This window comes from Halomonas profundus, assembly GCF_020865425.1.
Taxonomy (GTDB): domain Bacteria; phylum Pseudomonadota; class Gammaproteobacteria; order Pseudomonadales; family Halomonadaceae; genus Vreelandella; species Vreelandella titanicae.
On the sequence record NZ_CP086344.1, the window covers coordinates 4,565,395 to 4,587,550 of the forward strand.

The following is a 22,156-nucleotide window of genomic DNA, read 5'->3' on the forward strand; positions in this document are numbered from 1 at the left end:
ATAACGTTCGGTGATAACGTTTCCGTGATGATTGACGAGGTACATTGGGCTAGGATTCACAGCTCACTTAGAGGAGAACCGATATGTCGTGCCCGATACTTTGCGTCGAGGACGATCCCGATATCGGTCGGCTATTAACGAGCATTCTCGTACAGGCGGGCCATCAGCCGACCTGGGTTTCGACCGGGGAAGAAGCCTTGCATCGATGGCAGAATGCCTCGCTCGTCGTTCTTGATCTGATGTTACCGGGCATCGACGGTCTCGCCGTGTGTCGAGACATTCGCACTCACGACGCCACCATTCCGATCATCATGCTGACGGCGCTCGCCGGCACGCGGGACGTGGTCGTCGGTCTGGAAATCGGTGCCGACGACTACATCACCAAGCCATTCGACACCGACATCCTATTGGCGAGAATCCAAGCGCTTCTGCGTCGTCGAAAGGCGATGGAGGCGCGTACGTCGTCGACGCTTATGAAGATAAAAGCGCTGGAGATCGACATCGACGGCTACAGCGTCAAATTCGACGGAAACATGATTCAACTCACGACCCGGGAGTTCGCCCTACTGGTGTTCTTTGCCCGCCACCCTGGTAAGGGATTTTCCCGCAGCGAGTTGCTCGATGCCGTATGGGGCCCGGAATTCGACGGCTTTGATCACACCGTCAATACGCACATCAATCGGTTGCGCAGCAAGATAGAGCCAGACCCGGCGCGGCCCGAGTACATTCTCACCGTATGGGGCACCGGTTACCGGTTCACCGACGCCCCGGCATCAGCCTCCGACGAGAACGCCCCATGAGCCTCGGCCAATCGCTGCGCAGAACCTACCGCAGCCTGTTCGCGAGCATCGTGTTCGTCTATCTGGTGAGCATGATCGCACTCTCCACCACGACCACGCTGGTGGCGGTCGATCAGTTCAACCAGTTGGGACGCGAATGGCTGCAGCGCAATGAGATCGACATGGCCCATCACCTGACCCGCGTACTGCAGGATTCGCTCGACGACGGCGTCGACGCCCCCTCGACTCGAGCGGCCGTAGAGCAGGTCATGACCATCAATCCGGCGCTCTCGCTCTACGCGCTCGACACCGACGGAACGGTGGTTGGCGCTTACGGCCCCGACCGCTGTGGACTCGGCCGGCGAATCGACCGGGATGCTATCGACGAACTGCTTTCCGACATGCCCATGCTGCCGGTCTACGCAGACATGCCCTGCCGGGGCGACGAGGGCGTTTTTTCGGTTGCCCCAATCACCTACGGCCCGCAGCAGCAATCGGGCTATCTGATGGTGCAACTGGAGGCGAACACAGACGTCTCGATGGCCAACATCTGGCAGACGAGCAGCATCTCGCGCACGCTGCTCATCGCAGGCTGCGTGGCGTTGGCATTGACGCTGGCGGTGGGTCTCGCCCTCTTCGCTTTTCTGACGCGCCGCTTTTCCCGGCTGACCCGCACCGTCCAACACTTTGCCGAGGGCGATTACCGGCAGCGCAGTCCCGAGTCGATCGACGACGAAATCGGCCGGCTCGGGCGTGCCTTCAACGACATGGCGGCCACCATCGAAGCCCAGGTCGAGGCGCTGCACGATACCGACCGCCAGCGTCGGGAACTCATCGCCAACCTGTCCCACGAATTCCGCACGCCGATGACCTCCCTGTTAGGCTATGCCAAGCAGTTGGATCGCAGGCCTCTCGACGATGAAACACGCAGCGGTCTGGACGCCATTCGCGCCAACGTGGAACGACTGGCCCAGTTGGCCGACCAGCTCTCTCAGATGTCTCGCGCCAATATCGCTGGCCGACCGCTATGCCCAAGCACGTTCTCCTTCGCCGAATTGGCCAACGACATTCTAGGTAAATTTCACCCTCGCGCGCTGGAGAAAGGCATCGAGCTTCGTGTGGAGAACCAGGCGGCGATAGCCGAGGTCTCCGCCGACATCGAACTGATCGATCACGCGCTGACCAATATGGTCGACAATGCCATCACCGCCACCAACACCGGCGGCACGGTCTCGATCCGGATTCTCGAGTTCGACGATACCCGGCTCAAGATCGGGGTCAGAGATACCGGTGTCGGCATCCCCGAAAAAGAAATCCCCCTCATCTCACAGCGCTTCTATCGCACCACGGTTGGACGTGAGCGGGGTGAAGGCACCGGGCTGGGGCTCGCCATCGTCTCCGAAGTGCTGAAGCGCCACGAGTCCCAACTCGTCATCGAGAGCAGACCGGGAAAAGGCACCTGTATCTGGTTCACGCTGCCGAGGACGGTACTCGATGAGAGGGCGATCCGCCCGGGCTGACGAGTTGGCATTCGACTCGCCCGCTATGCGGTCAATACGCTGGAGGAACGCGACATGGACGCTGAACTGATCGACATCGACCCATGGGCAGTCGCGCAACTAAAAAGCCCGCGATTGCTCGCGGGCTCAGTACTTAATGGCTCTTAGTAACCTAGCGTCTAGCTAAGTTGCATGGGTAGCCAAGTTGCATGGGTAGCTAAAAGTTGCAAAGGCCTAATCAATCAACGGCAGCAGTGTATTCAGGCTATCCCGGGCATCGCCATAAAACATCCGCGTGTTCTCTTTGAAGAACAGCGGGTTTTCGATACCGGAGTAGCCGGTGCCCTGGCCGCGTTTACTGACAAACACCTGCTTGGCTTCCCATACCTTCAATACCGGCATACCAGCGATGGGGCTATTGGGGTCTTCCTCGGCCGCAGGGTTCACAATGTCGTTGGAGCCAATCACGATCACCACGTCGGTGGTGGCGAAATCATCGTTGATTTCATCCATTTCCAACACGATATCGTAAGGCACCTTGGCTTCTGCCAGCAGTACGTTCATATGCCCTGGCAAGCGACCCGCGACCGGGTGGATACCGAAGCGCACGGTCTTGCCCGCTGCACGCAGCTTACGCACTAGGTCGCTCACTGCGCTTTGCGCCTGGGCCACTGCCATGCCGTAGCCCGGCACGATAATCACGCTATCGGCATCGTTCAGGGCGCTAGCTACACCACCAGCGTCAATCGCCACCTGCTCGCCTTCGATCTCCGCCGCTGGCCCAGTGCTTCCGCCAAAGCCGCCTAGGATCACATTGACGAAGTTGCGGTTCATCGCCTTACACATAATGTAAGAAAGAATCGCACCGGAGGAGCCCACCAGCGCACCGGTGACAATCAGCAGGTCGTTGGAGAGCGTAAAGCCGACCGCCGCCGCCGCCCAGCCGGAGTAGCTGTTGAGCATGGAGACCACCACCGGCATATCGGCACCGCCAATACCCATAATCAGATGGTAGCCAATAAAGAACGCCAGCGCTGCGAGCACTAGCAGCGTCCAGAAGCCTGCGCCGTTGAGGTACAAAATCGCCAATAGCAGTGATAGCACGGCCGCCCCGGCGTTGAGCAAATGGCCGCCAGGCAGTTGGCGTGGTTTACCGTCGACTTTACCTGCCAGCTTGCCAAACGCTATTACCGAGCCGGTGAAGGTCACCGCGCCGATAAAGATGGCGAAAACCACCTCAATTTGCAGAAAGGTGAGTTCGTCTGGGGCCTTGGTGGCCACCAGCGCGGCAAAAGCGGAAAACTCCTGTGCGGCACCATCCACTGCCTGCGCCGCCATGACCCGGCGGCGCTCTAAGTCCGCACTCCAGGCCACAAACACCGCGGCTAAACCGACAAAGCTGTGCAGCGCCGCCACTAGCTGGGGCATTTCGGTCATCTCGACCTTGCCCGCTACGTACACGCCGATGCCTGCCCCAATCACCATCATCGGAATCAGCCACCAGTAGCCGCCAATACCCGGGCCTAAAGCGGTAAAGAACACCGCCACCGCCATGCCCACAATGCCGTACCACACGGCTCGTTTGGCTTTTTCTTGGTTACTCAGGCCGCCCAGCGACAGAATAAACAGCACACTCGCCGCGATTGCCGCGGCAGATACGAATCCTTGTCCTAACATATCGTCTCTCCGCCGCTTAAGATTTTTGGAACATGGCCAGCATCCGGCGTGTCACCAGGAAGCCACCCACAATATTGATTGACGCGATCAGCACCGAAATCGCCGCTAATATGCCCACGATCACGCTACTCGTGCCAATCTGCAAAATAGCACCGAGAATAATGATGCCCGAGATCGCGTTAGTCACCGCCATTAAAGGCGTATGCAGCGAATGACTCACGTTCCAAATCACCTGGAAGCCGATAAAGCAGGCCAGCACAAAGACAATAAAGTGCTGCATAAATGAGGTCGGCGCCACCTGGCCAAGCAGCAGCATGAGCGCACCGCCGACAGCCAGCAATCCGATTTGACGCTTGGTTTGCGCCTTGAACGCCGCATGTTCGGCGGCTTTTTTCTCTTCCGGCGTGGGCTCTTTTTCTTTCTTCTTCGGCTTGGCCGCGCCAATCGCTTTCACCTTGGGCGGCGGCGGTGGGAAGGTGACCTCACCCTGGTGCGTCACGGTGGCGCCACGAATCACGTCATCTTCCATATTATGATTGATCACGCCGTCTTTCTCTGGCGTCAGATCGGTCAACATATGGCGGATATTGGTGGCGTAGAGAAGCGATGATTGCGTTGCCATGCGCGAGGGGAAGTCGGTGTAGCCGATCACCACCACGCCATTATCCGACACCACCCGCTCGTCTGGCTTAGTGAGATCGCAATTGCCGCCTTTCTCAGCCGCTAAGTCGATCACCACCGAGCCCGGCTTCATGGCCTCGACCATATCTTCCAACCACAGCTTAGGTGCGGGCTTGCCGGGAATCAGCGCGGTGGTAATCACGATGTCCACATCGGCCGCCTGCTCGCGGAAACACTCAAGCTGCTTTTCGCGGAACTCCGGGCTTGAGGGCGAGGCGTAGCCACCGCTTTCGGAACCGTCCTGGCTATCTTCGAAATCGAGGAACAGAAACTCCGCGCCCATGGATTCGATTTGTTCAGAGACCTCGGGGCGTACGTCAAAGGCGCGCACTACGGCGCCCAGGCTGGTGGCCGTGCCGATCGCCGCCAATCCCGCCACGCCAGCGCCAATGACCAACACCTTGGCCGGGGGCACTTTACCTGCCGCCGTTACCTGGCCAGTGAAGAAGCGGCCAAAGTTGTTGCCCGCCTCTATCACCGCCCGGTAGCCGGCGATATTGGCCATGGAGGAGAGCGCGTCCATTTTCTGCGCCCGTGAAATACGCGGCACCATATCCATAGCAATAACGGTGGCGCCCTGGGACTTGCACTTCTCGAGCAGCGCTTCGTTTTGCGCTGGCCAGAAGAAGGCAATCAAGGTTTGGCCTTCCCGCAGCCGCTCGGCCTCTTCATCAGAGGGCTCTCGGACTTTAATGACCACCTCAGCGTCGTTCCAGAGCGCATCAGCCCCGTCCACGACGGTAACGCCTGCATCACGATAAGTGTCGTCATTAAAGCCCGCTGCCAAGCCAGCGCCGGTTTCTACCAAGCACTCGTGGCCCAGTTTTTGGATCTGCTTCGCGCTCTCAGGGGTCAGCGCGACGCGCGCTTCCCCCCGGGCACTCTCTTTCGGTGCGCCTATTTTCACTCGCTTTCTCCTTTGTTTTTTTCTGCTGTTACCTTCCTACAGTTACCTTACTACAGCGCCGCCACACAGCAGGTAAGCACTGCCCATTTTCGACCTTCGTCATAAACGCCTGTTAGCAGTCTAGGATCTAACGGGGCGGCTGCCAGATACTATTCAACCTTTGATTCAACTGGGTTGTTTAACTACAACATGGGCTGGTTGAGGCTTCAAGCCCCACCGAAAAGAGCGAGAAAACTACTTCCAAAGTACCGCAGGCAGTTGTCTTTACCTGTGCTTAACTGAAGAAGCGGGTATGGCAATAACGCTGAACCGCTGATAGTACCTGCATCAACACAGGTAGTAACACTTGTAACGACAGTTGCAATACCACTCACGACAACATACTTAACAACGCAGGAGAGTTCCTTATGTGGACGAAACCGACCTATCAAGATATGCGCCTTGGCTTTGAAGTAACGCTCTATATCTCTACCCGCTAAGTCGTGCCCCCTGTCTATATCAGCTCGCTCATACTAGGCAGGGGCTTTCACCGCAACACCAACTTAAGAGGCCAGCCTATGCAGGTGATAGTTCTTGGGGCTGCCGCAGGGGGCGGTTTTCCTCAGTGGAATTGCAACTGCCCGAACTGCTTCCACGCTCGCCAAGGCAGCGGCGACCATCAATCACGCACTCAGTCATCCATTGCGTTAAGCGTTGATGGCAAACAGTGGCTGCTATGCAACGCCTCCCCTGACATTCGCGCCCAGCTCAACGCCAACCCGGAATTATGGCCAAACGAACTGCGTGGCAGCGGTATTCGTGGCGTGCTGCTGGTGGATGCCCAGATCGACCACGTCACCGGGCTACTTTCCCTAAGAGAGGGCTGTCCGCTGGATGTATGGTGCACGCCCAATGTACATGACGATTTATCTACTGGGTTTCCACTGTTCCCAATGTTGGAGCACTGGGGCGGGCTGCGCTGGCAGCCGGTTAGCTTGAAAGAGCATCAGGAGGTTGTCGAGTTTTCGATTTCCTTCCTGCCGGATATCGCACTTACCGCCTTTGCGCTACACAGCAATGCCCCGCCCTACTCACCACGGCGCGGAGCTACTTCCTGTGGCGATAATTTAGGGCTGTATATGGTCGACCGCCGCAGCGGTAAGTCGCTGTGCTACGCCCCAGGACTTGGCAACCCCACGCCACTGGCCATGCGCTTCTTACACGCTGCCGATGTGGTGATGGTGGACGGCACCCTGTGGGAAGACGACGAAATGCAGGCACTAGGCGTTGGCACCTCAACAGGCCAACAGATGGGACACCTCGCGCTCAATGGCAGCGGCGGCATGTATGAGCTACTTAAAGAACTACCCTGCAGTACGCGGCGCATTTTAATTCATATCAACAACACCAACCCGATTTTAGACCGCACCAGCGAGGCGGCACAAACACTTCAAGACGCAGGCATCGAAACGGCTTACGACGGTATGAAACTTACGCTATAGCCCTATCGCCAATATTAGGAGATTGATCATGGCGCTAACCGCGATAACACCCTGCGCTGCTGCCACCCCGCTCAATCGGGAGGCGTTCCGTGAAGCGCTGATGAGTAAAGGGCAGTACTACCATCTTAACCACCCCTTTCAGCAGGCGATGGCCAACGGAGAACTTAGCCGAGAACAGTTGCAGGGCTGGGTGGCTAACCGCTTTTACTACCAACTGATGATTCCCCAAAAAGACGCCGCGCTACTGGCCAACTGCCCGGATGCAGCCACCCGCAGGCGATGGGTACAGCGTCTGTTAGACCACGACGGCCACGCTGATGATGAAGGTGGGATTGAAGCCTGGCTGGCCCTCGGTGAAGCCGTGGGATTACACCGCCATACGCTGCTTTCCCAGGAGCGCGTGTTACCCGGTGTGCGCTTTGCGGTGGATGCCTACCGCCACTTTGTAGCCCAAGCCCCCTGGCAGGAGGCCGCGATCTCATCGCTTACCGAGCTGTTTGCTCCGCTAGCCCACCAAAACCGCCTGGACACCTGGCCCCAGCACTACCCGTGGATTAACGAGCAGGGCTATCGCTACTTTCGTAAGCGCCTCAGCGAAGCCCGCCGGGACGTTGAGCACGGGCTGGAAATCGCCTTAAGCGTGTGTACAACGGTGGCGCTGCAGCAGCGTGCGCTGGACATCCTGCAATTCAAGCTCGATGTGCTGTGGAGCATGTTGGATGCGATGACCATGGCCTATCAGTTAGACCGCCCGCCTTACCACACCGTCACCCGTGAAGCGGTATATCACCGTGGGCTTGAGCACTCACTTTACTCGACCTTGATTGACTAGCGCCGGGGAATTCAACATGGCACAGCAAGACATTTACCAACTGCGACGCGGCTGGCGGTTACAGTGGGAGGCCATTCAGGGTTGCCACGTCATTCTTTACCCCGAAGGTATGGTCAAACTCAGCACGACTGCCGGAGCGATTCTTGAACAGGTCGATGGCCGCCAATCCGTCGCTGACATTATCGCCACCCTACAGCGGCGATATCCAGGCGCCGAGACCTTAGCAGACGATGTCGTGCAGTTTATTGAAGAAGCCCGCAGCAACGGCTGGCTGACCGTGAAGGAGGTGCACTGTGGTTAATGGTAATACGGTTAATCAAAACAAAGCGAATCCAACCGCCGAAGCTATCTCACCGCCCTTATGGCTGCTGGCAGAACTTACCTACCGCTGCCCGCTGCAGTGTGCCTACTGCTCTAACCCGCTGGCATTTACCCGCTACCAAAACGAGCTGGATACCGAAGCGTGGCTTAGCGTGCTGCGTCAGGCGCGGGCCATGGGGTCGGCTCAGTTGGGCTTTTCCGGCGGCGAACCGCTGATTCGCCAAGATCTGGAAGCGCTCGTCAGCGAAGCACGCAAGCTAGGCTTTTATACCAACCTGCTGACCTCTGGCGTGGGCCTTACTGCTCAGCGGGTAGACGCTCTGGCAGAGGCAGGACTGGATCATATTCAGATTAGCCTGCAGGCTGCCGACCCCGAACTGGCCCAGGCGCTGGCCGGCTCTACCAAGGCCCATGCCAACAAGCTGGCCATGGCCAAAGCGGTCAAGGCCGCTGGCTACCCTATGGTATTGAACGTGGTGCTGCATCGGCACAATATCGATCAAATTGGCGAGCTGATAGCCCTCTGCGATGAGCTAGGCGCGGATGCGGTTGAACTGGCCAACTGCCAGTATTACGGCTGGGCATTTTTAAATCGCCAAGCGTTGATGCCTACCCGTGAACAGTTGGTACATGCCGAAGAGGAAACCAACCGCTGGCGGGAAACACTGGCGGCACGGGGCCGCGATATGTCGTTGCTGTTTGTAGTACCAGACTACTTTGAGCAAGCGCCTAAAGCGTGCATGGGCGGCTGGGGCAGCATCTTTATGACCGTTGCTCCGGATGGTGCCGTGTTGCCCTGCCATAGCGCCAGGGAGCTGCCGATGGCATTTCCCAACGTAAAAGAGACATCGCTGCAGGACATTTGGTACCAAAGCGATGCCTTTAACCGTTTTCGCGGCACTCAGTGGATGCCCACGCTCTGCCAGCAGTGTGACGAGCGCGATAAAGACCATGGCGGCTGCCGTTGCCAGGCTTATTTGTTAACCGGCGATATGAACGCCACTGACCCGGTGTGCCAGCACTCCCCCCAGCATGGGTTGCTAGAGAGCCTTATCACAGAAAACGCCCAAAGCAAGCCTGAGCAGGCGACCCTAATTCCCCGCAATGCCCGCCAATCAAAGCAGTTGCAAACAAGGCAGTTACAGAGCCAGGATGGTTCAGCGGAGCCTTCGCCCCGCCAAACGCCCGAGCTGATTTATCGGCAATAAACCTATTTATCAGTAATAAACCCATTAAGGCTCGCAGGTGGCTCGCTCAGCATGGGCAGGCAGCTGCGGGCAAACAGCTGCTAATGAATGACCGCTCGCTTGCCAGCCATCCACCCCATCGGGGTACCAATACAGCTCTTCATAGCCCATTGCCTCAGCACGCCGGGCAGCATTCCAGGAAAGCCAGCAGTCGCTGCGGCAAAAGAACACCAACGGCGCTACCTCTGCGTTCTCACGCTGCGCATCGAGTGTTTGCGTGAAGTAATCACGCCATTCATCTTCCAAAGTAGGGGCGCCCACGTTAGGCAGCCAAATACTGCCGGGGATCGTTAAGTGAGGGCTATCCTGCAGAAAAAGGCCGTTATGCCAAGTTAGCGCGTAGACATCCACCAGGATGACCGACGACGATTCCAGCAATACTTGAAATGTATCGTCATCTAACGTGGTCACCCCGGGTAGCGGTGCAGTGACGGGTGCTTTAAATGGCGGTAACCGATAGCCTTGTTGGTTAAACGCCGCGGCAGGCACGTCAGCCTCCGCCACGCCGCTAACTATTCCACTTATCCACACCAAACAAATGATATAGCGGCGCACAGAGTGCGCCGAGTGTTGTGTCGACATGATGGTATCACTCCCAATCAAACGGGCAGCCGGTACATCCCTCCATTTGAGCCATTTGGAAGTTACCGTAGTGGATACGTGCACCGGTCATATCGGCATCGTTAAGACGGGCAATGTTCATTTTGACTTCTTGCAGGTTAGCATCGCGCAGATCAGCCCCTATCAGGTTGACCTTATTCATCCAGGCCATTTCCAGGTTGCTGCCCATCAGCTTCGCTCCCTGCATACTGGCCCCAGACAGTCGGGCGAACGCCAAATTGGCCCCCGTCAGGTCAGCATGATCAAACGTCGCTCCCTGGGCATAAATACTCCAACTATCCAACCCAACCAAACTGGCGTGGGAAAGGTCGGCACCACGCAGGTGGGTGTTGGGCATACGCGCGCGATTAAGGTTAGCGTTGCGGAGCGATGCACCTTCAAAATCGACGCTGCGTAGATTGCTGTGGCGGAAATCCGAGCCGTCTAAATTGCTGCCCGCAAAGTTAGCGCCTTGCAAATCAAGGTTAGCAAAGTCACCGCCAGATAAGTCCCTATTGGCGCACTGGGCGCCTGGCACCAGCTCGCAGCCGTTATGCACTGGCGGTTGATACGCTTCAACATAGTCATCGGCAACGACACTGCCTATCACGCTAAGGTAGAGAAACATCGCCGTTATTTGACGGCGCCATAAAGGCACAGTATGACGAGTTATCATTATTGTTCTCCATTACCGTTATCTTCATTCAAAAAAGGGCGGCAAAGGCCGCCCAAGAGGTGTTAATAACTTAACGGTTCGCCAGCTCTTTAACGAAGGACGGTAACTTGAAGACCCAGAACGAGCCGCCCTGAGCAATCGGTCGCGTCAGTTCAGCCATATCACCGCCCCAAAGCGGAACTGCGCCGCCATAACCGGCGGTGACACCGATGTACTGCTCACCGTCCATTTCCCAGGTAACCGGTGGTGAAATGATGCCGGTGCCTACCTGGAACTTCCAAAGCTCCTCCCCGGTTTCAGCATGGAAGGCTTTGAAGTAGCCATCCCCCGTACCGGTAAACACCAAATCACCGTGGGTGGCTAGCACGCCTGCCCATAGCGGCATAGGCTCTTTATGCTCCCAAGCATATTCGCCGGTCACCGGGTCTATGGCGCGCAGAATACCCACATGATCGTCGTACATACGCTTGATACGGAAGCCCATACCCAAGTAAGCGGCGCCTTCTACATACTCGACTTCCTCGGTCCAGTAATCCTCTTTCCAGTGATTACCCGGTACGTAGAACAGCCCGGTATCTTCGCTATACGCCATGGGGTTCCAGTTTTTACCGCCCAGGAATGGAGGCGATACTTCAACAGGCTCCGAGCGGGTTTGGCCCTCTTCCAATCGCGGTGGGCGCTGGCCTTCAGCCTCAACCGGGCGGCCGGTTTCCAGATCGATATGGGTCGCCCAGGTGATGTTATCGACAAAGGGAAAGGCGTTGATAAGTTCGCCGTTGGTGCGGTCAGTGACATAGAAGAAGCCATTACGGTCAGCGTGGGCGCCCGCATTCACCGTTTGGCCATTCTCATCTTCGTATTCGAACAGTACGATTTCGTTATTGCCCGAGAAGTCCCAGGTGTCGTTGGGCGTGTGCTGATAGAACCACTTCACTTCGCCGGTCGAGGGGTCGATACCCAGTTGACCAGAGGTATAGAGGCTGTCGTAGTCAGACGGGTCGCCGTCTTCAGAGGTGCGTGCCCAGCCATTCCAGGGGGCCGGGTTACCCGCGCCAATGATAATGGTATTGGTGTCAGGGTCGAAGCTGGCGCTCTGCCATGGCGCACCGCCACCTTGGCTCCAGGCCTGTACTTTGCCGGTTTCGCTGTCTGGGTCATCGGGCCAGGAGGGCGCGCTGGCATCACCCGTCGGGGTGCCCTCCTCACCGTTCAAACGCCCCATATGGCCCTCAACAAAGGGGCGCATCCAAATCTCTTCACCGGTATCAGGGTCACGGGCATAGAGCTTACCGACAATACCGAACTCATCCCCTGACGAGCCATGAATCAGCAATACGCGGCCCGTTTCGCTATCCTCTACAATCGTTGGCGCGCCAGTCATGGTATAACCCGCGCGGTGGTCACCAAAGCGTTCGCGCCACACTACTTCCCCGGTATCTTTATTGAGCGCCACAATCCCCGCATCCAGCGTACCGAAGAACACCTTGTCGCCGTATATGGCCGCGCCTCGGTTCACCACGTCACAGCAGGGGCGAATATCGCTGGGCAGTCGATGGTTATAAGACCACAGCCTCTTTCCAGTACGTGCATCAATGGCAAAAATACGTGAATAGGAGCCGGTAACATAGATAACGCCTTCATGGATCAGCGCCTGTGACTCCTGGCCACGCTGCATTTCATCGCCAAAGGAGTGAGACCATGCAGGGGTCAGCATCTCTACATTGTCTGCGTTAATTTGATCAAGCGGGCTGTAGCGCTGGGCTTTCACGCCCATGCCGTACATCAGCACCGTTTCAGTGGTGTTATGGTCATTGAGAATATCGTCCCAGGTCACCTCACTGGCGTGGGCTGTCAGTGCAACGCTTCCAATACCTAGAGCAGAAGCATAAGCAACAGCGGCAGTGAGGGTACGCAGGCGAAAGGGCCACGAAATTGTGCGGGCTGACGTGTTGTTATTGATAGCGTATGTCATGGGTTTTCCATCCGAGTAATGATCACAATGCAATGGCTGCAAAGCGGCCAAGCTACTGCTTGCGTGGTGCCAGCAAGACTAAACTCAGCTTAGAAGCCCGGATCAAAAACCCATCTACCCCTCCAGTCGCGTTCTCATCCTAAATTAGCACTACTTCCAAAGGAGGAGGCTAGCGATACCTAAGGTGCTATAGGTTCGGCATGTGCGCCTGCCTATGCTCACTCAGGTGACGATACATTGATCCCCTGAGGAGCTATTCCATGACAACGCTTACAAAAACCATCTCAAACACCATCTCAAAAACCCACTCAAAAACAGTCACAACGGCCATCTCAAAAACGGCCTCTACCAAAACACCCATAGGCCAAGCGGGGGCTATCGCCCTTATGGCTTTGCTGGCTGCACCACTGGCATGGTCTCACGGCAGCGTTACCCCGCAAGCCGTTGATATTAAAGATCTCGAGCGCTTAGGTGACGAATGGCGGGAAGAGAACCCTTATCGTGATCACCCCCAGCATGATCTAGCCGTGGACATTGGCGCCCGCGCTTATAACAGCAATTGCGCCGCTTGCCACGGCCTGGAAGCGAAATCCGGCGGCATCGCCCCCGACCTGCGCGAGCTGGAGAACGGCCCATGGGGCGATGAGTGGTTCAAAGAGCTGGTTACGAACGGATCCGAGCGCAACGGCCGTGTACTCATGCCGCGTATGTCCGACTACGTCAGCCAAGAAGGGCTGTGGGCCATCCGCACCTGGTTAGAAACGGTCAGCATCGAAACGACCAGACAGTAATCCCTAAGCTGGGAGGCACTATGGCAACCCCAACACCCATCAGCACGTTACAACAGCTCACCGAGGCTCTCACTGCACTCCTCGCGGCGTTTATCTGGTTAATAGTTATGTTGCCCTCCACCGCGTTGGCCGCAGTGAACAGCGCTGAACAGGATCCGCTTAATTCCTTTATGTGGCCTGTATACCGCGAGCGCTTTTTGGGCGACGCCCCCGTGGTGTTTGATGAGCGGGTCATTGTTAGCGCGCCAAGTTTCGCCGAAGACTCAGGCCAAGTGCCCATTGAGTTAGACGCCAGCGGATTAGAAGCCAGCGGCGAGCCGATAACCGACATCATCGCCTGGGTGGATCTCAATCCTATTCCCCGCCTATTTCACTACTCACCGATGAGCCATGGTCTCGCCAAGCTTTCGTTAAATATTCGCTTGGAACAAGCTTCCGCGGTACGCGTAGCAGTGAAACAGGGGGCTACCTGGCATGTGGGCGGCACCTACATTGAAGCAGAAGGCGGCGGCTGTACCACGCCGGGTATTGCCGGCGCTGACAACGACTGGGAAAACACCTTCGGCGAGCTGCAGGGTCGGCTGTTTGCCAATGAGAGCGAACAGCGCCTGCGGGTGCGCCTTTCTCACCCCATGGACAGCGGCTTAATCCCCAGCCAACCCGCCTTTTACGTACAGTCGTTTGAGCTGCTGGATCAGCAGGGCCAGAAAGTGGCCGCGCTGGATATCGAAGCGTCGGTGAGCGCCAACCCCACCCTAGGGCTTCATATGCGTCCCTCTGCGGAAGGCTATGTCATTGGCGCCCGGGACAACAACGGCAACCGCTTCTCTATTGGTCTGAAGCCATGAAAATGCGCTTACTGGCGAGCATAGCGTCGCTACTAACCACACCGTTAGCGGCCAACGAGCCGGTCATGTTCTGCGAACGTGCGCTAACTGCCCAGCCAATTGCAGAGAACACCTGGATGGTGGAAGGCTTAAGAGAAGAGCTTTCCACCAGCAACTGCGGCCATATCGGCAACCAAGCATTTATTGCCACGCCTAACGGCACCATCCTCATCGACAGCGGCAGCAGCCCACGCTTTGGCGAAGCACTAAAAAAACTGATTGCTCAGCACACCTCCCACCCCGTACGCTGGGTTTTGAATACCCACCACCACCCCGATCACTTTTTCGGTAATGCCGCCTTCGACGAGGCAGAGCACCTCACCTTAGCCAGCACTCGTGCGCTGAAGGCCCGCGACCGAGCAGCACTGATCGATAACGTAGAGCGGCTGACCGGACGCAGCTTGGCGCGCACGCATACTGCCCTACCCGACACGCTTGAGGCAGGCGAGGTAACGCTGGGAAGCTACCCACTCACGCTATACGCCATGCGCGGCCACAGTGGTGGTGACCTGGTCATTATGGATCATTCCACCGGGGTACTGTTTTTGGGCGATATGGGCTTCTACCAGCGTGCTGCCGCCACGGCTCATAGCCCTGGCTTGCAACAGTGGCAGGAAGAACTTAACGATCTTCGTGCTCTCAACGCCAGAATCGCCGTGCCCGGCCATGGCCCCAGCGCGCCGCCCAACACGGTTTTAGAGCAAACCGCTCACTACCTCGCATGGCTAGACCAGCACCTCAGTAACGTGGCTAGCGAAGGGCTGGGTGCCAACCATGCCTTGGCCGTCGAGATTCCTGATACCTTTAATACCCTAGCGCTTACTGAATACGAGTTTACCCGTAGCGTGATGCAGCTTTATCCTCACTATGAAACACGGCTGCTGTGGGATACCCCACAATAAGGAGCACACACCTATGCGGCTTACCCTGGCAGATGCCGCCGAACCCACTGACACATTGGGCGAACTGCACAGCGACTCCCAGGCCGTTTACTGGCTGGCTCGCTGCCCGCAAACGGGCGACATGCAGCTTTGGCGATGGGCGGCTGACAGCAACGAGGCGCCGCAATGTTTGGTAGATGACGCTGTGGGCAGCCGCGTGAACCAGTACGGCGGCGGCAGCTATACGCCACTGCTGGAGGGCATCGTTTGGGTGCGCCAGCACGACCAGGCGATTATGCACCGCGACCACCACGGCGCCAGCCACTGCTGGCAGAAGCGGCCACAAACAGCCTACGGAGGGCTGTGCGCAGACCCTAAGCGCCAGCGTGTATTAGCGGTTGAGGAAGATACCCATGGTCAGCGTCTGATCGCCATCACTGCCAGCCATCGGCAGGTATTGGCAGAAGGCGCCGACTTCTACGGCGCGCCGATATTAAGCGACGACGGCAACTATTTAGCGTGGGTGAGCTGGTCACTGCCTCATATGCCGTGGCAGCGTAGCCAATTGCACCTCGCACAGGTGATGGCTAACGGTAGGCTTGTAGCCTTTGAGCGCTGGGACTTCGGCGCAGCGATTAGCCAGCCGCAGTTTGGCCCTCATAACGCGCTGATCTGCATGAGCGACCACGCTGGCTGGTGGCAGCCCTGGCAGGTAAACCTGGCCACCCCCCTTTGCCTGAGCAGCGCCTCGGTTGATCACATCACCACACCGTGGCAACTGGGTGAGCACCAGCACGCTTGGAGGGGCAATCGGCAGGTTTACTGCCAACTGCACCAGGGGGCGGCTCAGCTTTACCGACGCTCCGGCGAGCAGGTGGAAGCAGTGCTACCTACCCCTGGTCGTGTGGTAAGCATCACGCTGGCAAGGCACGGTGAATACGCTATTGTGCAAAGCGCTACCAGCGCCGCCCAGCTGATACGTTTTACCGGAAATTGTCCACACCGCTGCCTAGCGGGTAACGTTGTGGATAACGTAGCGGGTAGCCTAGTGGCCAAAAATTCCGCCATCGCGCAATGGCTGGAAGCCCCCGTTGGCAACGAAGGCGAAACGGTGCACGGCTTTCTCTACTCAGCCTTAGTCAACCGCGCTGCACCGCTGATTGTCCGCGTTCATGGTGGACCTACCGCCGCCACCTACCCTATTTACGACCCGCTGGTAGCCTATTGGCAACAGCAGGGCTTTCATGTGCTGGATATCAACCCACGGGGCAGCGGCAACTTTGGCCGCCGCTACCGTGAGTGTTTAGCGGGCCAGTGGGGCATTAGCGATACTGACGATGTGATCGCCCTGGTTAATGCCGCCTGCGAGCGCTTTGCAATAGATACAGCGCGCTGCTTTATCCGTGGCCAAAGCGCTGGCGGGTTTACCTCCCTCAATGCCCTGGCCACCATGCCCCTGTTTGCTGCGGCCACTAGCCTGTACGGGGTAACCGATGCGTTATCGCTATCAGCAAAAACACACCGCTTTGAATCCGGCTACTTGGCCTGGCTAATCGGAGACGAGACCCAGCTCGCCCAGCGCAGCCCTGCTTACCACATCACCCGTTGCCAGCGCCCTTTGCGGGCACTGTTTATCCAGGGTGGCAAAGACGCTGTAGTGGTGCCAGAGCAAACTCATGCAATGGCGCGGCATATCGAACAGCAGGGCGGCGAGGCGCAAACACTGCTATTCAGTAACGAATGCCACGGCATTCGCCACCCTCAAGCGCGCCAAACCATGCTGGCTCGCGAGCTGGTCTTTTATCAATAAGATGACTTGCCCCCTAACGACGGCACCAAGGTCGTAACGCAACAATCTCCTAAGGTGCTTAAGATAATGGTTAACAATTATAAACGAGACCGCCCCATGACTTCGCCACTCACGCAACTTCGTAAGTTTGTCGCGCCTGAAATTATTTTTGGCGACGGTGCCCGCCACGCGGCAGGCAATTACGTCTCTACTTTTGGGGCAGAAAAGGTACTTCTGGTCTCTGATCCTGGCGTACTGCTGGCAGGCTGGGTGGCCGATATTGAAGCCAAACTGCTGGAAGCCAACATTGCCGTTGAGCGTTTTACCGCCGTCTCCCCCAACCCCCGGGTAGATGAGATTATGGCCGGTGCCGAGATCTATCGTGCAACCGGCTGCAAGGCGATTGTGGCGATAGGCGGTGGCAGCCCGATGGACTGCGCCAAGGGGATTGGCATCGTCACGGCCCACGGCGGGCACATTCTCGATTTTGAAGGCGTTGATACTATTCGCGTGCCGATTCCTCCGCTGATTTTTATTCCTTCAACGGCGGGCACCTCGGCGGATATTTCCCAGTTTGCGATTATTTCTGATCAGCAGCGGCGCATGAAATTCTCGATTATCAGCAAGGCCGTCGTGCCGGATGTGTCGCTGATCGATCCTGAAGTCACCATGACCATGTCGCCCTACCTGACCGCTTGTACCGGGGTCGACGCGTTAGTGCATGCCATTGAAGCGTTCGTTTCAACCGGCAGCGGCCCGCTCACCGACACCCACGCCTTGGAAGCCATGCGTTTGATCAGCAGCCATCTTGAGGCGCTGGTGGCGAACCCTACCGATGGCGAGCTGCGCGCTCAGGTAATGCTGGGCAGCATGCAAGCGGGCTTGGCGTTCTCAAACGCTATATTGGGCGCAGTACACGCTATGTCGCATAGTTTGGGCGGCTTCTTGGATCTCCCCCACGGTTTGTGCAACGCTATGCTGTTAGAGCATGTGGTGGCCTATAACTATGATGCCGCCCCCGATCGTTTTAAGCGGGTCGCCGAAGCCGTCGGTATCGACTGCCGAGGGCTGTCACAGCAGCAGATCAAAAAATCGCTGTTCCGGTACTTAGTCGATTTAAAACATGCGGTTGGTCTGGGAGGCACGCTTAGCAAGATGGGCGTCTCACGCAGCGACGTGCCGTTCCTCACCAACCACGCGCTGGGCGACCCTTGTATTTTGACCAACCCGCGCCGTTCCAACTCAAGGGATGTAGCGGTGGTGTACGAAGAGGCGCTATGAAAAAAGCCAACGATCCTTCGGGCTTTTCGGTCAGCGATCTGCTCGGGCTGGGTCAGCAGTCGGCGCGCAAAAGCTACTATCGCGAGCTTTCAGTGCGCTTAGAAGAGCTTGAAGTTGAGCGCAATCGCTATAAATGGCTGTTTGAAAACGCTCTACACGGCATTTTTCAGGCATCGCTCTCTGGCAAACTGCGCGCCGCCAACCCGGCACTTGCCGCCATGCTTGACGATAGCAGCGTAGCGCATACCCTGGAGCGCTGTGCCCGCTTTGACGCGCTCTTTGTTAATGCTACCACTGGGCAACAGCTGCGCGACCTGCTGCTCATTCAAGGGCACGTAACAGGCCAAACCACCTTGCTGCAAGGAGCTTCTGATCACCAAGTTCCCGTCGCCATTACGCTGATCAAAAAGCCCGCCGAGCTTGCCGGAGACGAAGACCTGATCGAAGGCTTTGTGGCAGATATTACCGAGCGTGAGCGCGCCCGCCAGCACTTAGAAACACTCAACGCCCACTTGGAAGCCCGGGTAGCTGATCGCACCCAGGCACTTGAACGACTCAATGAGGAGCTTAGAAGCGCGCGCGATGCTGCCGAGTTTGCCAACCTCAGCAAAGACCGCTACCTAGCCGCCGCTAGCCATGACCTACTGCAACCCATGAACGCTGCACGCTTATTGGTGGCCTCACTACAGGAGCGCTTGAACGACAGCGATAATCTAGCCCTGGTTGAGAGGGTGCAAAACTCGCTGGAAGGCGCCGAAGCGATTCTTTCCGATCTCTTGGATATTTCAAAACTGGATCACGGCCAGGTACAGCCGCAACTACGCCACTTTAATCTCGACGATATTCTTAGCAATCTCGCTGACGAGTTTGCCCCCGTGGCGCAACGAAAAGGGTTAACGCTGCGCTATGTGCCCTGCCATCAAGCGGTGACCAGCGACCCTCATCTACTCAGCCGTATTGTGCGCAACTTTCTGGCTAATGCTTGCCGCTATACCCAGCGTGGCGGCATTTGCCTAGGCGTACGACGCCACGGTGACACCAGCCTGGCTATAAACGTCGTCGATAGCGGTATTGGTATTCCCGAAAGCGACTACCAGCTTATTTTCCGCGAATTTCATCAACTCAATGCCACCCGCGCGCGCGATCGCCAGGGCGTTGGCCTAGGGCTTGCGATTGTGGAACGGATTAGCCAGCGCCTTGAGCACCCGCTTTCTGTGCGCTCTGCACCCGGCCAAGGCTCCTGTTTTGCGGTTAGGGTGCCCCGTGCCAGCGCTGTTTCCTTTAGCCAAATACCCACCCCCAGCGCGCCGTTTTCCGCTGACGCCGAGTTCGAAGGGGTGCGCGTACTGATCCTGGATAACGAACCAGCCATTCTTGAAGGCATGGCGCTGTTGCTAAGTGAATGGCAGGTCAGTTGCGATACCGCGCTGGATATGGTGGCCGCCAAAGCCTGCTTGGAGGCGCCGGATATGTTGCTGGTCGACTTGCACTTAGACGATAGCGTGACCGGGTTGGAGGCCATACGACAACTTCGCCACCATTGGCATGACCCGCACTTACCCGCAGCCATTATCAGTGCCGACCGCTCTGATCACTGGCAAAGGCGGTTACGCAATGCCGGCGTGCCGCAGTTAAACAAGCCGGTACGCCCCGGCAAACTGCGCGCACTACTACGCAGCCTGCTCAATGGCTAACCTACGCTTCCCACAGACCTGCATCTCCCTGCCTAACGGCGTGCAGGGCATGCTGGCCCACGCACCCCATTTAACCCATGCCCACGTTAGCATCACTATTGCAGCGGGCTATTTGGATGAGCCTTCCACCCTACCAGGTCTGGCCCACTTACTGGAGCACGTGCTCACCACTGCACCACTGACAGCCTCCTCTAACACCAGCCTGCTCACTTGGTTTGCCCAGCACCAGGGCAGCCTGAACGCCCACACCGATGACTACGTCACCGATGTGCATCTCTCGATCCCGGCAGACAGCCTAGAAGCGGCGGCTCTCACTGTTGCCAGCCAGTTGGCCACGCCCACTATTTCGCCGCCGACCATTCGCACCGAAGTCGCCGCCATTGACGCCGAATGGCAGGCCCGCCAACACAGCTCGGCAATGCAACGGCTATCAGCCATCGCCACGCTCAGTGACCCGCAGCATATCGGTGCTGGCTGCCGCCACGGCAACGCACAAACGCTGGGCCATCACATTTGGTTGCTTCATGAGGCGCTGACCACGTTTCACCGCAACCACTACCACGGCGGCCGCGTTAGCATTGCAATTATCAGCCCCAGGGCCACAGAAGCGGTGACCCGCCTTATTCAACGCATGGCAACGCTGTTTAACCCGCTACCACCCAACGCTCCGGCGCTTGCCATTACGCCCCGCTGGGGCAGCCTGCCCCGCGCGAAGGTGGTCGGGACGGCCCACGCCGTTGAGCTATTGTGGCCGCTACCATCGTCCGTTTCACGTCATCAGTTTAACGCCCTTAGCGACGTTGCTGATTCGTTAAACCAAGGCTACCTGGTGGATCAGTTAGCTAACTCGATTATCGACTACCACGCGACTGCCGCCCCAACCGGGGCTACAGACACCTTCAGCTTGGCGTTAACCGGTACCGCGCCGCAGGAGCGACTGGAAGTGCTTGAGGCTTTCCTCAGCGAACGTCTAGCAGCCCCGCTCGCGACGGCCCCTATTGATCACCGCACCGTTTGGCGGCCCCCTGCCGGTACCGTGCAACTGGCGGCGGCGTGGTTTGTCTATGCGCGCCAGCAAGCATTGGCGCGGCGGCTTGCTGCCAATACAGCAGCTCAACCATATTTCCCCACCAGGGATCGCTGGCCAGTTCCCCACTGGCTAGTTTATAGCGCGCCTACAACGTTCCAGCATGCTGACGATGCAGCACACTTGGCGGCCGTCCCACATGTGCAGCGTTGGTGCGGCCAGTATGGTGTCAGCGATGATTTCGCCTCACTTGCCGACACCACCTGGGCAGCCTGTTTTATACCCAACGCAATGTTCCTTCCCGCCCCTCTGGCTGCCAAACGGTGCGCACGCAGCGGCGTGATATGCCAGCACATGCAACTAGCCCAGGGCAGTTGGGTGATAACCGTGGGGGAGGGAGCGACAGTTGCCATGCAAACCTTGCTGAAAGAAGCGAATGTTAATACGGCAATTGTCCCCCAAGGGCTTCTGGCTCAGCGGTTGGTACAGCGCTTAACACCGCTGCCTGCCACGCCTGCGGTATGGGTTTCCCATGAAGCAGATGCAGATGTCGTTTGCCACGCGCTTGCAGATTTGGCCAGCCGCATAGCAACACGTTCTGTGCAGACGCCTTCTATCAATGGGTCGGCCAGCACAGCCATCATGCGCACACTGAGCTTACCGGGCACGCCCACCCAGCGCTGGCTATTAGTCCTTGCTGAGCAGCACCACAGCGCGGCCTTTTTTCAGCAGGCGCGGTATGACCATCACTTGGGGTATGTCGCGGCGGTACGCAGAAGCGACGGTGCGCCCTGCTCACTTGGCTATGTGGTGCAAACCAGTGAAGACGCTGAACCTGTAGGGAAAAAACTACTCTCCATCACCGATGCCCTGTGGCAAGCGGCGGAAGATATCCTACAGACGCCAACCTCTCTTAAACACTCTCTAACACGGCCTGAAACGCCCCTCGCCGCGCTGATTACCCAGTGGCAAAGCCTCTTGTCAGGCACTGATCAGCCACTGCATCGGCTTGGGCAGCAAAGCACCAACTCACAGGCGCTTAACGAGTTACTCACTCTGATAAACACCCACGGCCACTGGCAAACCCACTGGTTAGATAGTACTGGCCACTATCGCGTCAACGATTGAGGCGAG

19 protein-coding genes are annotated in these 22,156 nt (G+C 57.6%); 14 read left to right on the forward strand and 5 right to left on the reverse strand.

Annotated features, from left to right (window positions below; translation table 11 throughout):
• Window positions 1-83: 83 nt before the first annotated feature.
• Complete coding sequence (locus LMS44_RS20770) at window positions 84-800, forward strand: winged helix-turn-helix domain-containing protein (RefSeq protein WP_141440521.1); 717 nt, start codon at window positions 84-86, stop codon at window positions 798-800.
• The gene (locus LMS44_RS20775) at window positions 797-2,299 is read left to right on the forward strand and encodes a sensor histidine kinase (RefSeq protein WP_278369269.1); all 1,503 of its coding nucleotides are present in this window, start codon (window positions 797-799) and stop codon (window positions 2,297-2,299) included. Before LMS44_RS20770 ends, LMS44_RS20775 begins: the two co-directional genes overlap by 4 nt.
• A gap of 213 nt (window positions 2,300-2,512) precedes the next feature.
• Here the strand turns inward: LMS44_RS20775 and LMS44_RS20780 are convergent, their stop codons facing one another.
• On the reverse strand, window positions 2,513-3,955 hold the full coding sequence (locus LMS44_RS20780) for an NAD(P)(+) transhydrogenase (Re/Si-specific) subunit beta (RefSeq protein WP_027958301.1): 1,443 nt from the start codon (window positions 3,953-3,955) through the stop codon (window positions 2,513-2,515).
• A 16-nt stretch (window positions 3,956-3,971) separates the two neighbouring features.
• Entirely contained in the window at window positions 3,972-5,543 is a 1,572-nt protein-coding gene (locus LMS44_RS20785; protein ID WP_022521513.1) for a Re/Si-specific NAD(P)(+) transhydrogenase subunit alpha, read from the reverse strand.
• 407 nt (window positions 5,544-5,950) lie between these two features.
• Between LMS44_RS20785 and pqqA the strand changes: the two genes are divergently transcribed.
• From pqqA to pqqE, 5 genes are all read left to right on the forward strand, one after another.
• A complete protein-coding gene (gene pqqA / locus LMS44_RS20790) occupies window positions 5,951-6,022 on the forward strand; it encodes a pyrroloquinoline quinone precursor peptide PqqA (protein WP_009722990.1) in 72 nt (23 codons plus the stop codon).
• A 78-nt stretch (window positions 6,023-6,100) separates the two neighbouring features.
• Window positions 6,101-7,024 (forward strand): pyrroloquinoline quinone biosynthesis protein PqqB, encoded by a 924-nt coding sequence (gene pqqB / locus LMS44_RS20795; RefSeq protein WP_041159014.1) that lies wholly within the window; start codon window positions 6,101-6,103, stop codon window positions 7,022-7,024.
• A 28-nt stretch (window positions 7,025-7,052) separates the two neighbouring features.
• Window positions 7,053-7,856, forward strand: a complete 804-nt coding sequence (gene pqqC, locus LMS44_RS20800; protein WP_041159015.1) for a pyrroloquinoline-quinone synthase PqqC — start codon at window positions 7,053-7,055, stop codon at window positions 7,854-7,856.
• Window positions 7,857-7,872: 16 nt separating this feature from the next.
• Window positions 7,873-8,157: a pyrroloquinoline quinone biosynthesis peptide chaperone PqqD gene (pqqD, locus tag LMS44_RS20805; RefSeq protein WP_041159016.1), complete on the forward strand. Its 285-nt coding sequence runs from the start codon at window positions 7,873-7,875 to the stop codon at window positions 8,155-8,157.
• Window positions 8,150-9,385 (forward strand): pyrroloquinoline quinone biosynthesis protein PqqE, encoded by a 1,236-nt coding sequence (gene pqqE, locus LMS44_RS20810; RefSeq protein WP_052475688.1) that lies wholly within the window; start codon window positions 8,150-8,152, stop codon window positions 9,383-9,385. Before pqqD ends, pqqE begins: the two co-directional genes overlap by 8 nt.
• Before the next feature lie 24 nt (window positions 9,386-9,409).
• Here the strand turns inward: pqqE and LMS44_RS20815 are convergent, their stop codons facing one another.
• The 3 genes from LMS44_RS20815 to LMS44_RS20825 all read right to left on the reverse strand — a co-directional run bounded on the left by LMS44_RS20815 (window position 9,410) and on the right by LMS44_RS20825 (window position 12,672).
• A complete protein-coding gene (locus LMS44_RS20815; RefSeq protein ID WP_052475689.1) occupies window positions 9,410-10,006 on the reverse strand; it encodes a rhodanese-like domain-containing protein in 597 nt (198 codons plus the stop codon).
• Window positions 10,007-10,013: 7 nt separating this feature from the next.
• Window positions 10,014-10,700, reverse strand: coding sequence for a pentapeptide repeat-containing protein (locus LMS44_RS20820; RefSeq protein ID WP_052475690.1), 687 nt, complete (start codon window positions 10,698-10,700; stop codon window positions 10,014-10,016).
• A 70-nt stretch (window positions 10,701-10,770) separates the two neighbouring features.
• On the reverse strand, window positions 10,771-12,672 hold the full coding sequence (locus LMS44_RS20825) for a methanol/ethanol family PQQ-dependent dehydrogenase (RefSeq protein ID WP_041159017.1): 1,902 nt from the start codon (window positions 12,670-12,672) through the stop codon (window positions 10,771-10,773).
• A gap of 386 nt (window positions 12,673-13,058) precedes the next feature.
• Between LMS44_RS20825 and pedF the strand changes: the two genes are divergently transcribed.
• The 7 genes from pedF (at window position 13,059) to LMS44_RS20860 (ending at window position 22,150) form a co-directional block, all read left to right on the forward strand.
• The gene (gene pedF / locus LMS44_RS20830; RefSeq protein ID WP_041159109.1) at window positions 13,059-13,463 is read left to right on the forward strand and encodes a cytochrome c-550 PedF; all 405 of its coding nucleotides are present in this window, start codon (window positions 13,059-13,061) and stop codon (window positions 13,461-13,463) included.
• A gap of 20 nt (window positions 13,464-13,483) precedes the next feature.
• The gene (locus LMS44_RS20835) at window positions 13,484-14,311 is read left to right on the forward strand and encodes a quinoprotein dehydrogenase-associated SoxYZ-like carrier (RefSeq protein WP_052475691.1); all 828 of its coding nucleotides are present in this window, start codon (window positions 13,484-13,486) and stop codon (window positions 14,309-14,311) included.
• On the forward strand, window positions 14,308-15,252 hold the full coding sequence (locus LMS44_RS20840; RefSeq protein WP_041159018.1) for a quinoprotein relay system zinc metallohydrolase 1: 945 nt from the start codon (window positions 14,308-14,310) through the stop codon (window positions 15,250-15,252). The genes LMS44_RS20835 and LMS44_RS20840 overlap by 4 nt, the downstream gene beginning before the upstream one ends.
• Before the next feature lie 13 nt (window positions 15,253-15,265).
• Window positions 15,266-17,041: an alpha/beta hydrolase family protein gene (locus LMS44_RS20845; protein ID WP_041159019.1), complete on the forward strand. Its 1,776-nt coding sequence runs from the start codon at window positions 15,266-15,268 to the stop codon at window positions 17,039-17,041.
• A 96-nt stretch (window positions 17,042-17,137) separates the two neighbouring features.
• A complete protein-coding gene (ercA, locus tag LMS44_RS20850) occupies window positions 17,138-18,301 on the forward strand; it encodes an alcohol dehydrogenase-like regulatory protein ErcA (protein WP_041159020.1) in 1,164 nt (387 codons plus the stop codon).
• Window positions 18,298-19,995: a PAS domain-containing hybrid sensor histidine kinase/response regulator gene (locus LMS44_RS20855; protein WP_041159021.1), complete on the forward strand. Its 1,698-nt coding sequence runs from the start codon at window positions 18,298-18,300 to the stop codon at window positions 19,993-19,995. Before ercA ends, LMS44_RS20855 begins: the two co-directional genes overlap by 4 nt.
• Complete coding sequence (locus LMS44_RS20860) at window positions 19,988-22,150, forward strand: insulinase family protein (protein WP_052475692.1); 2,163 nt, start codon at window positions 19,988-19,990, stop codon at window positions 22,148-22,150. The genes LMS44_RS20855 and LMS44_RS20860 overlap by 8 nt, the downstream gene beginning before the upstream one ends.
• The last annotated feature ends 6 nt before the right edge of the window (window positions 22,151-22,156 follow it).

What these genes read in the sequence shown, in the direction of transcription:
- ercA (WP_041159020.1), top strand. Translation starts at nt 17,138, where the DNA reads ATGACTTCGCCACTCACGCAACTTCGTAAGTTTGTCGCGCCTGAAATT.
- pedF (WP_041159109.1), top strand. Translation starts at nt 13,059, where the DNA reads ATGGCTTTGCTGGCTGCACCACTGGCATGGTCTCACGGCAGCGTTACC.
- LMS44_RS20815 (WP_052475689.1), bottom strand. Translation starts at nt 10,006, where the DNA reads ATGTCGACACAACACTCGGCGCACTCTGTGCGCCGCTATATCATTTGT.
- LMS44_RS20825 (WP_041159017.1), bottom strand. Translation starts at nt 12,672, where the DNA reads ATGACATACGCTATCAATAACAACACGTCAGCCCGCACAATTTCGTGG.
- pqqB (WP_041159014.1), top strand. Translation starts at nt 6,101, where the DNA reads ATGCAGGTGATAGTTCTTGGGGCTGCCGCAGGGGGCGGTTTTCCTCAG.
- LMS44_RS20780 (WP_027958301.1), bottom strand. Translation starts at nt 3,955, where the DNA reads ATGTTAGGACAAGGATTCGTATCTGCCGCGGCAATCGCGGCGAGTGTG.
- pqqC (WP_041159015.1), top strand. Translation starts at nt 7,053, where the DNA reads ATGGCGCTAACCGCGATAACACCCTGCGCTGCTGCCACCCCGCTCAAT.
- LMS44_RS20840 (WP_041159018.1), top strand. Translation starts at nt 14,308, where the DNA reads ATGAAAATGCGCTTACTGGCGAGCATAGCGTCGCTACTAACCACACCG.
- LMS44_RS20855 (WP_041159021.1), top strand. Translation starts at nt 18,298, where the DNA reads ATGAAAAAAGCCAACGATCCTTCGGGCTTTTCGGTCAGCGATCTGCTC.
- LMS44_RS20770 (WP_141440521.1), top strand. Translation starts at nt 84, where the DNA reads ATGTCGTGCCCGATACTTTGCGTCGAGGACGATCCCGATATCGGTCGG.
- LMS44_RS20820 (WP_052475690.1), bottom strand. Translation starts at nt 10,700, where the DNA reads ATGATAACTCGTCATACTGTGCCTTTATGGCGCCGTCAAATAACGGCG.
- LMS44_RS20835 (WP_052475691.1), top strand. Translation starts at nt 13,484, where the DNA reads ATGGCAACCCCAACACCCATCAGCACGTTACAACAGCTCACCGAGGCT.
- LMS44_RS20845 (WP_041159019.1), top strand. Translation starts at nt 15,266, where the DNA reads ATGCGGCTTACCCTGGCAGATGCCGCCGAACCCACTGACACATTGGGC.
- LMS44_RS20775 (WP_278369269.1), top strand. Translation starts at nt 797, where the DNA reads ATGAGCCTCGGCCAATCGCTGCGCAGAACCTACCGCAGCCTGTTCGCG.
- pqqD (WP_041159016.1), top strand. Translation starts at nt 7,873, where the DNA reads ATGGCACAGCAAGACATTTACCAACTGCGACGCGGCTGGCGGTTACAG.
- LMS44_RS20860 (WP_052475692.1), top strand. Translation starts at nt 19,988, where the DNA reads ATGGCTAACCTACGCTTCCCACAGACCTGCATCTCCCTGCCTAACGGC.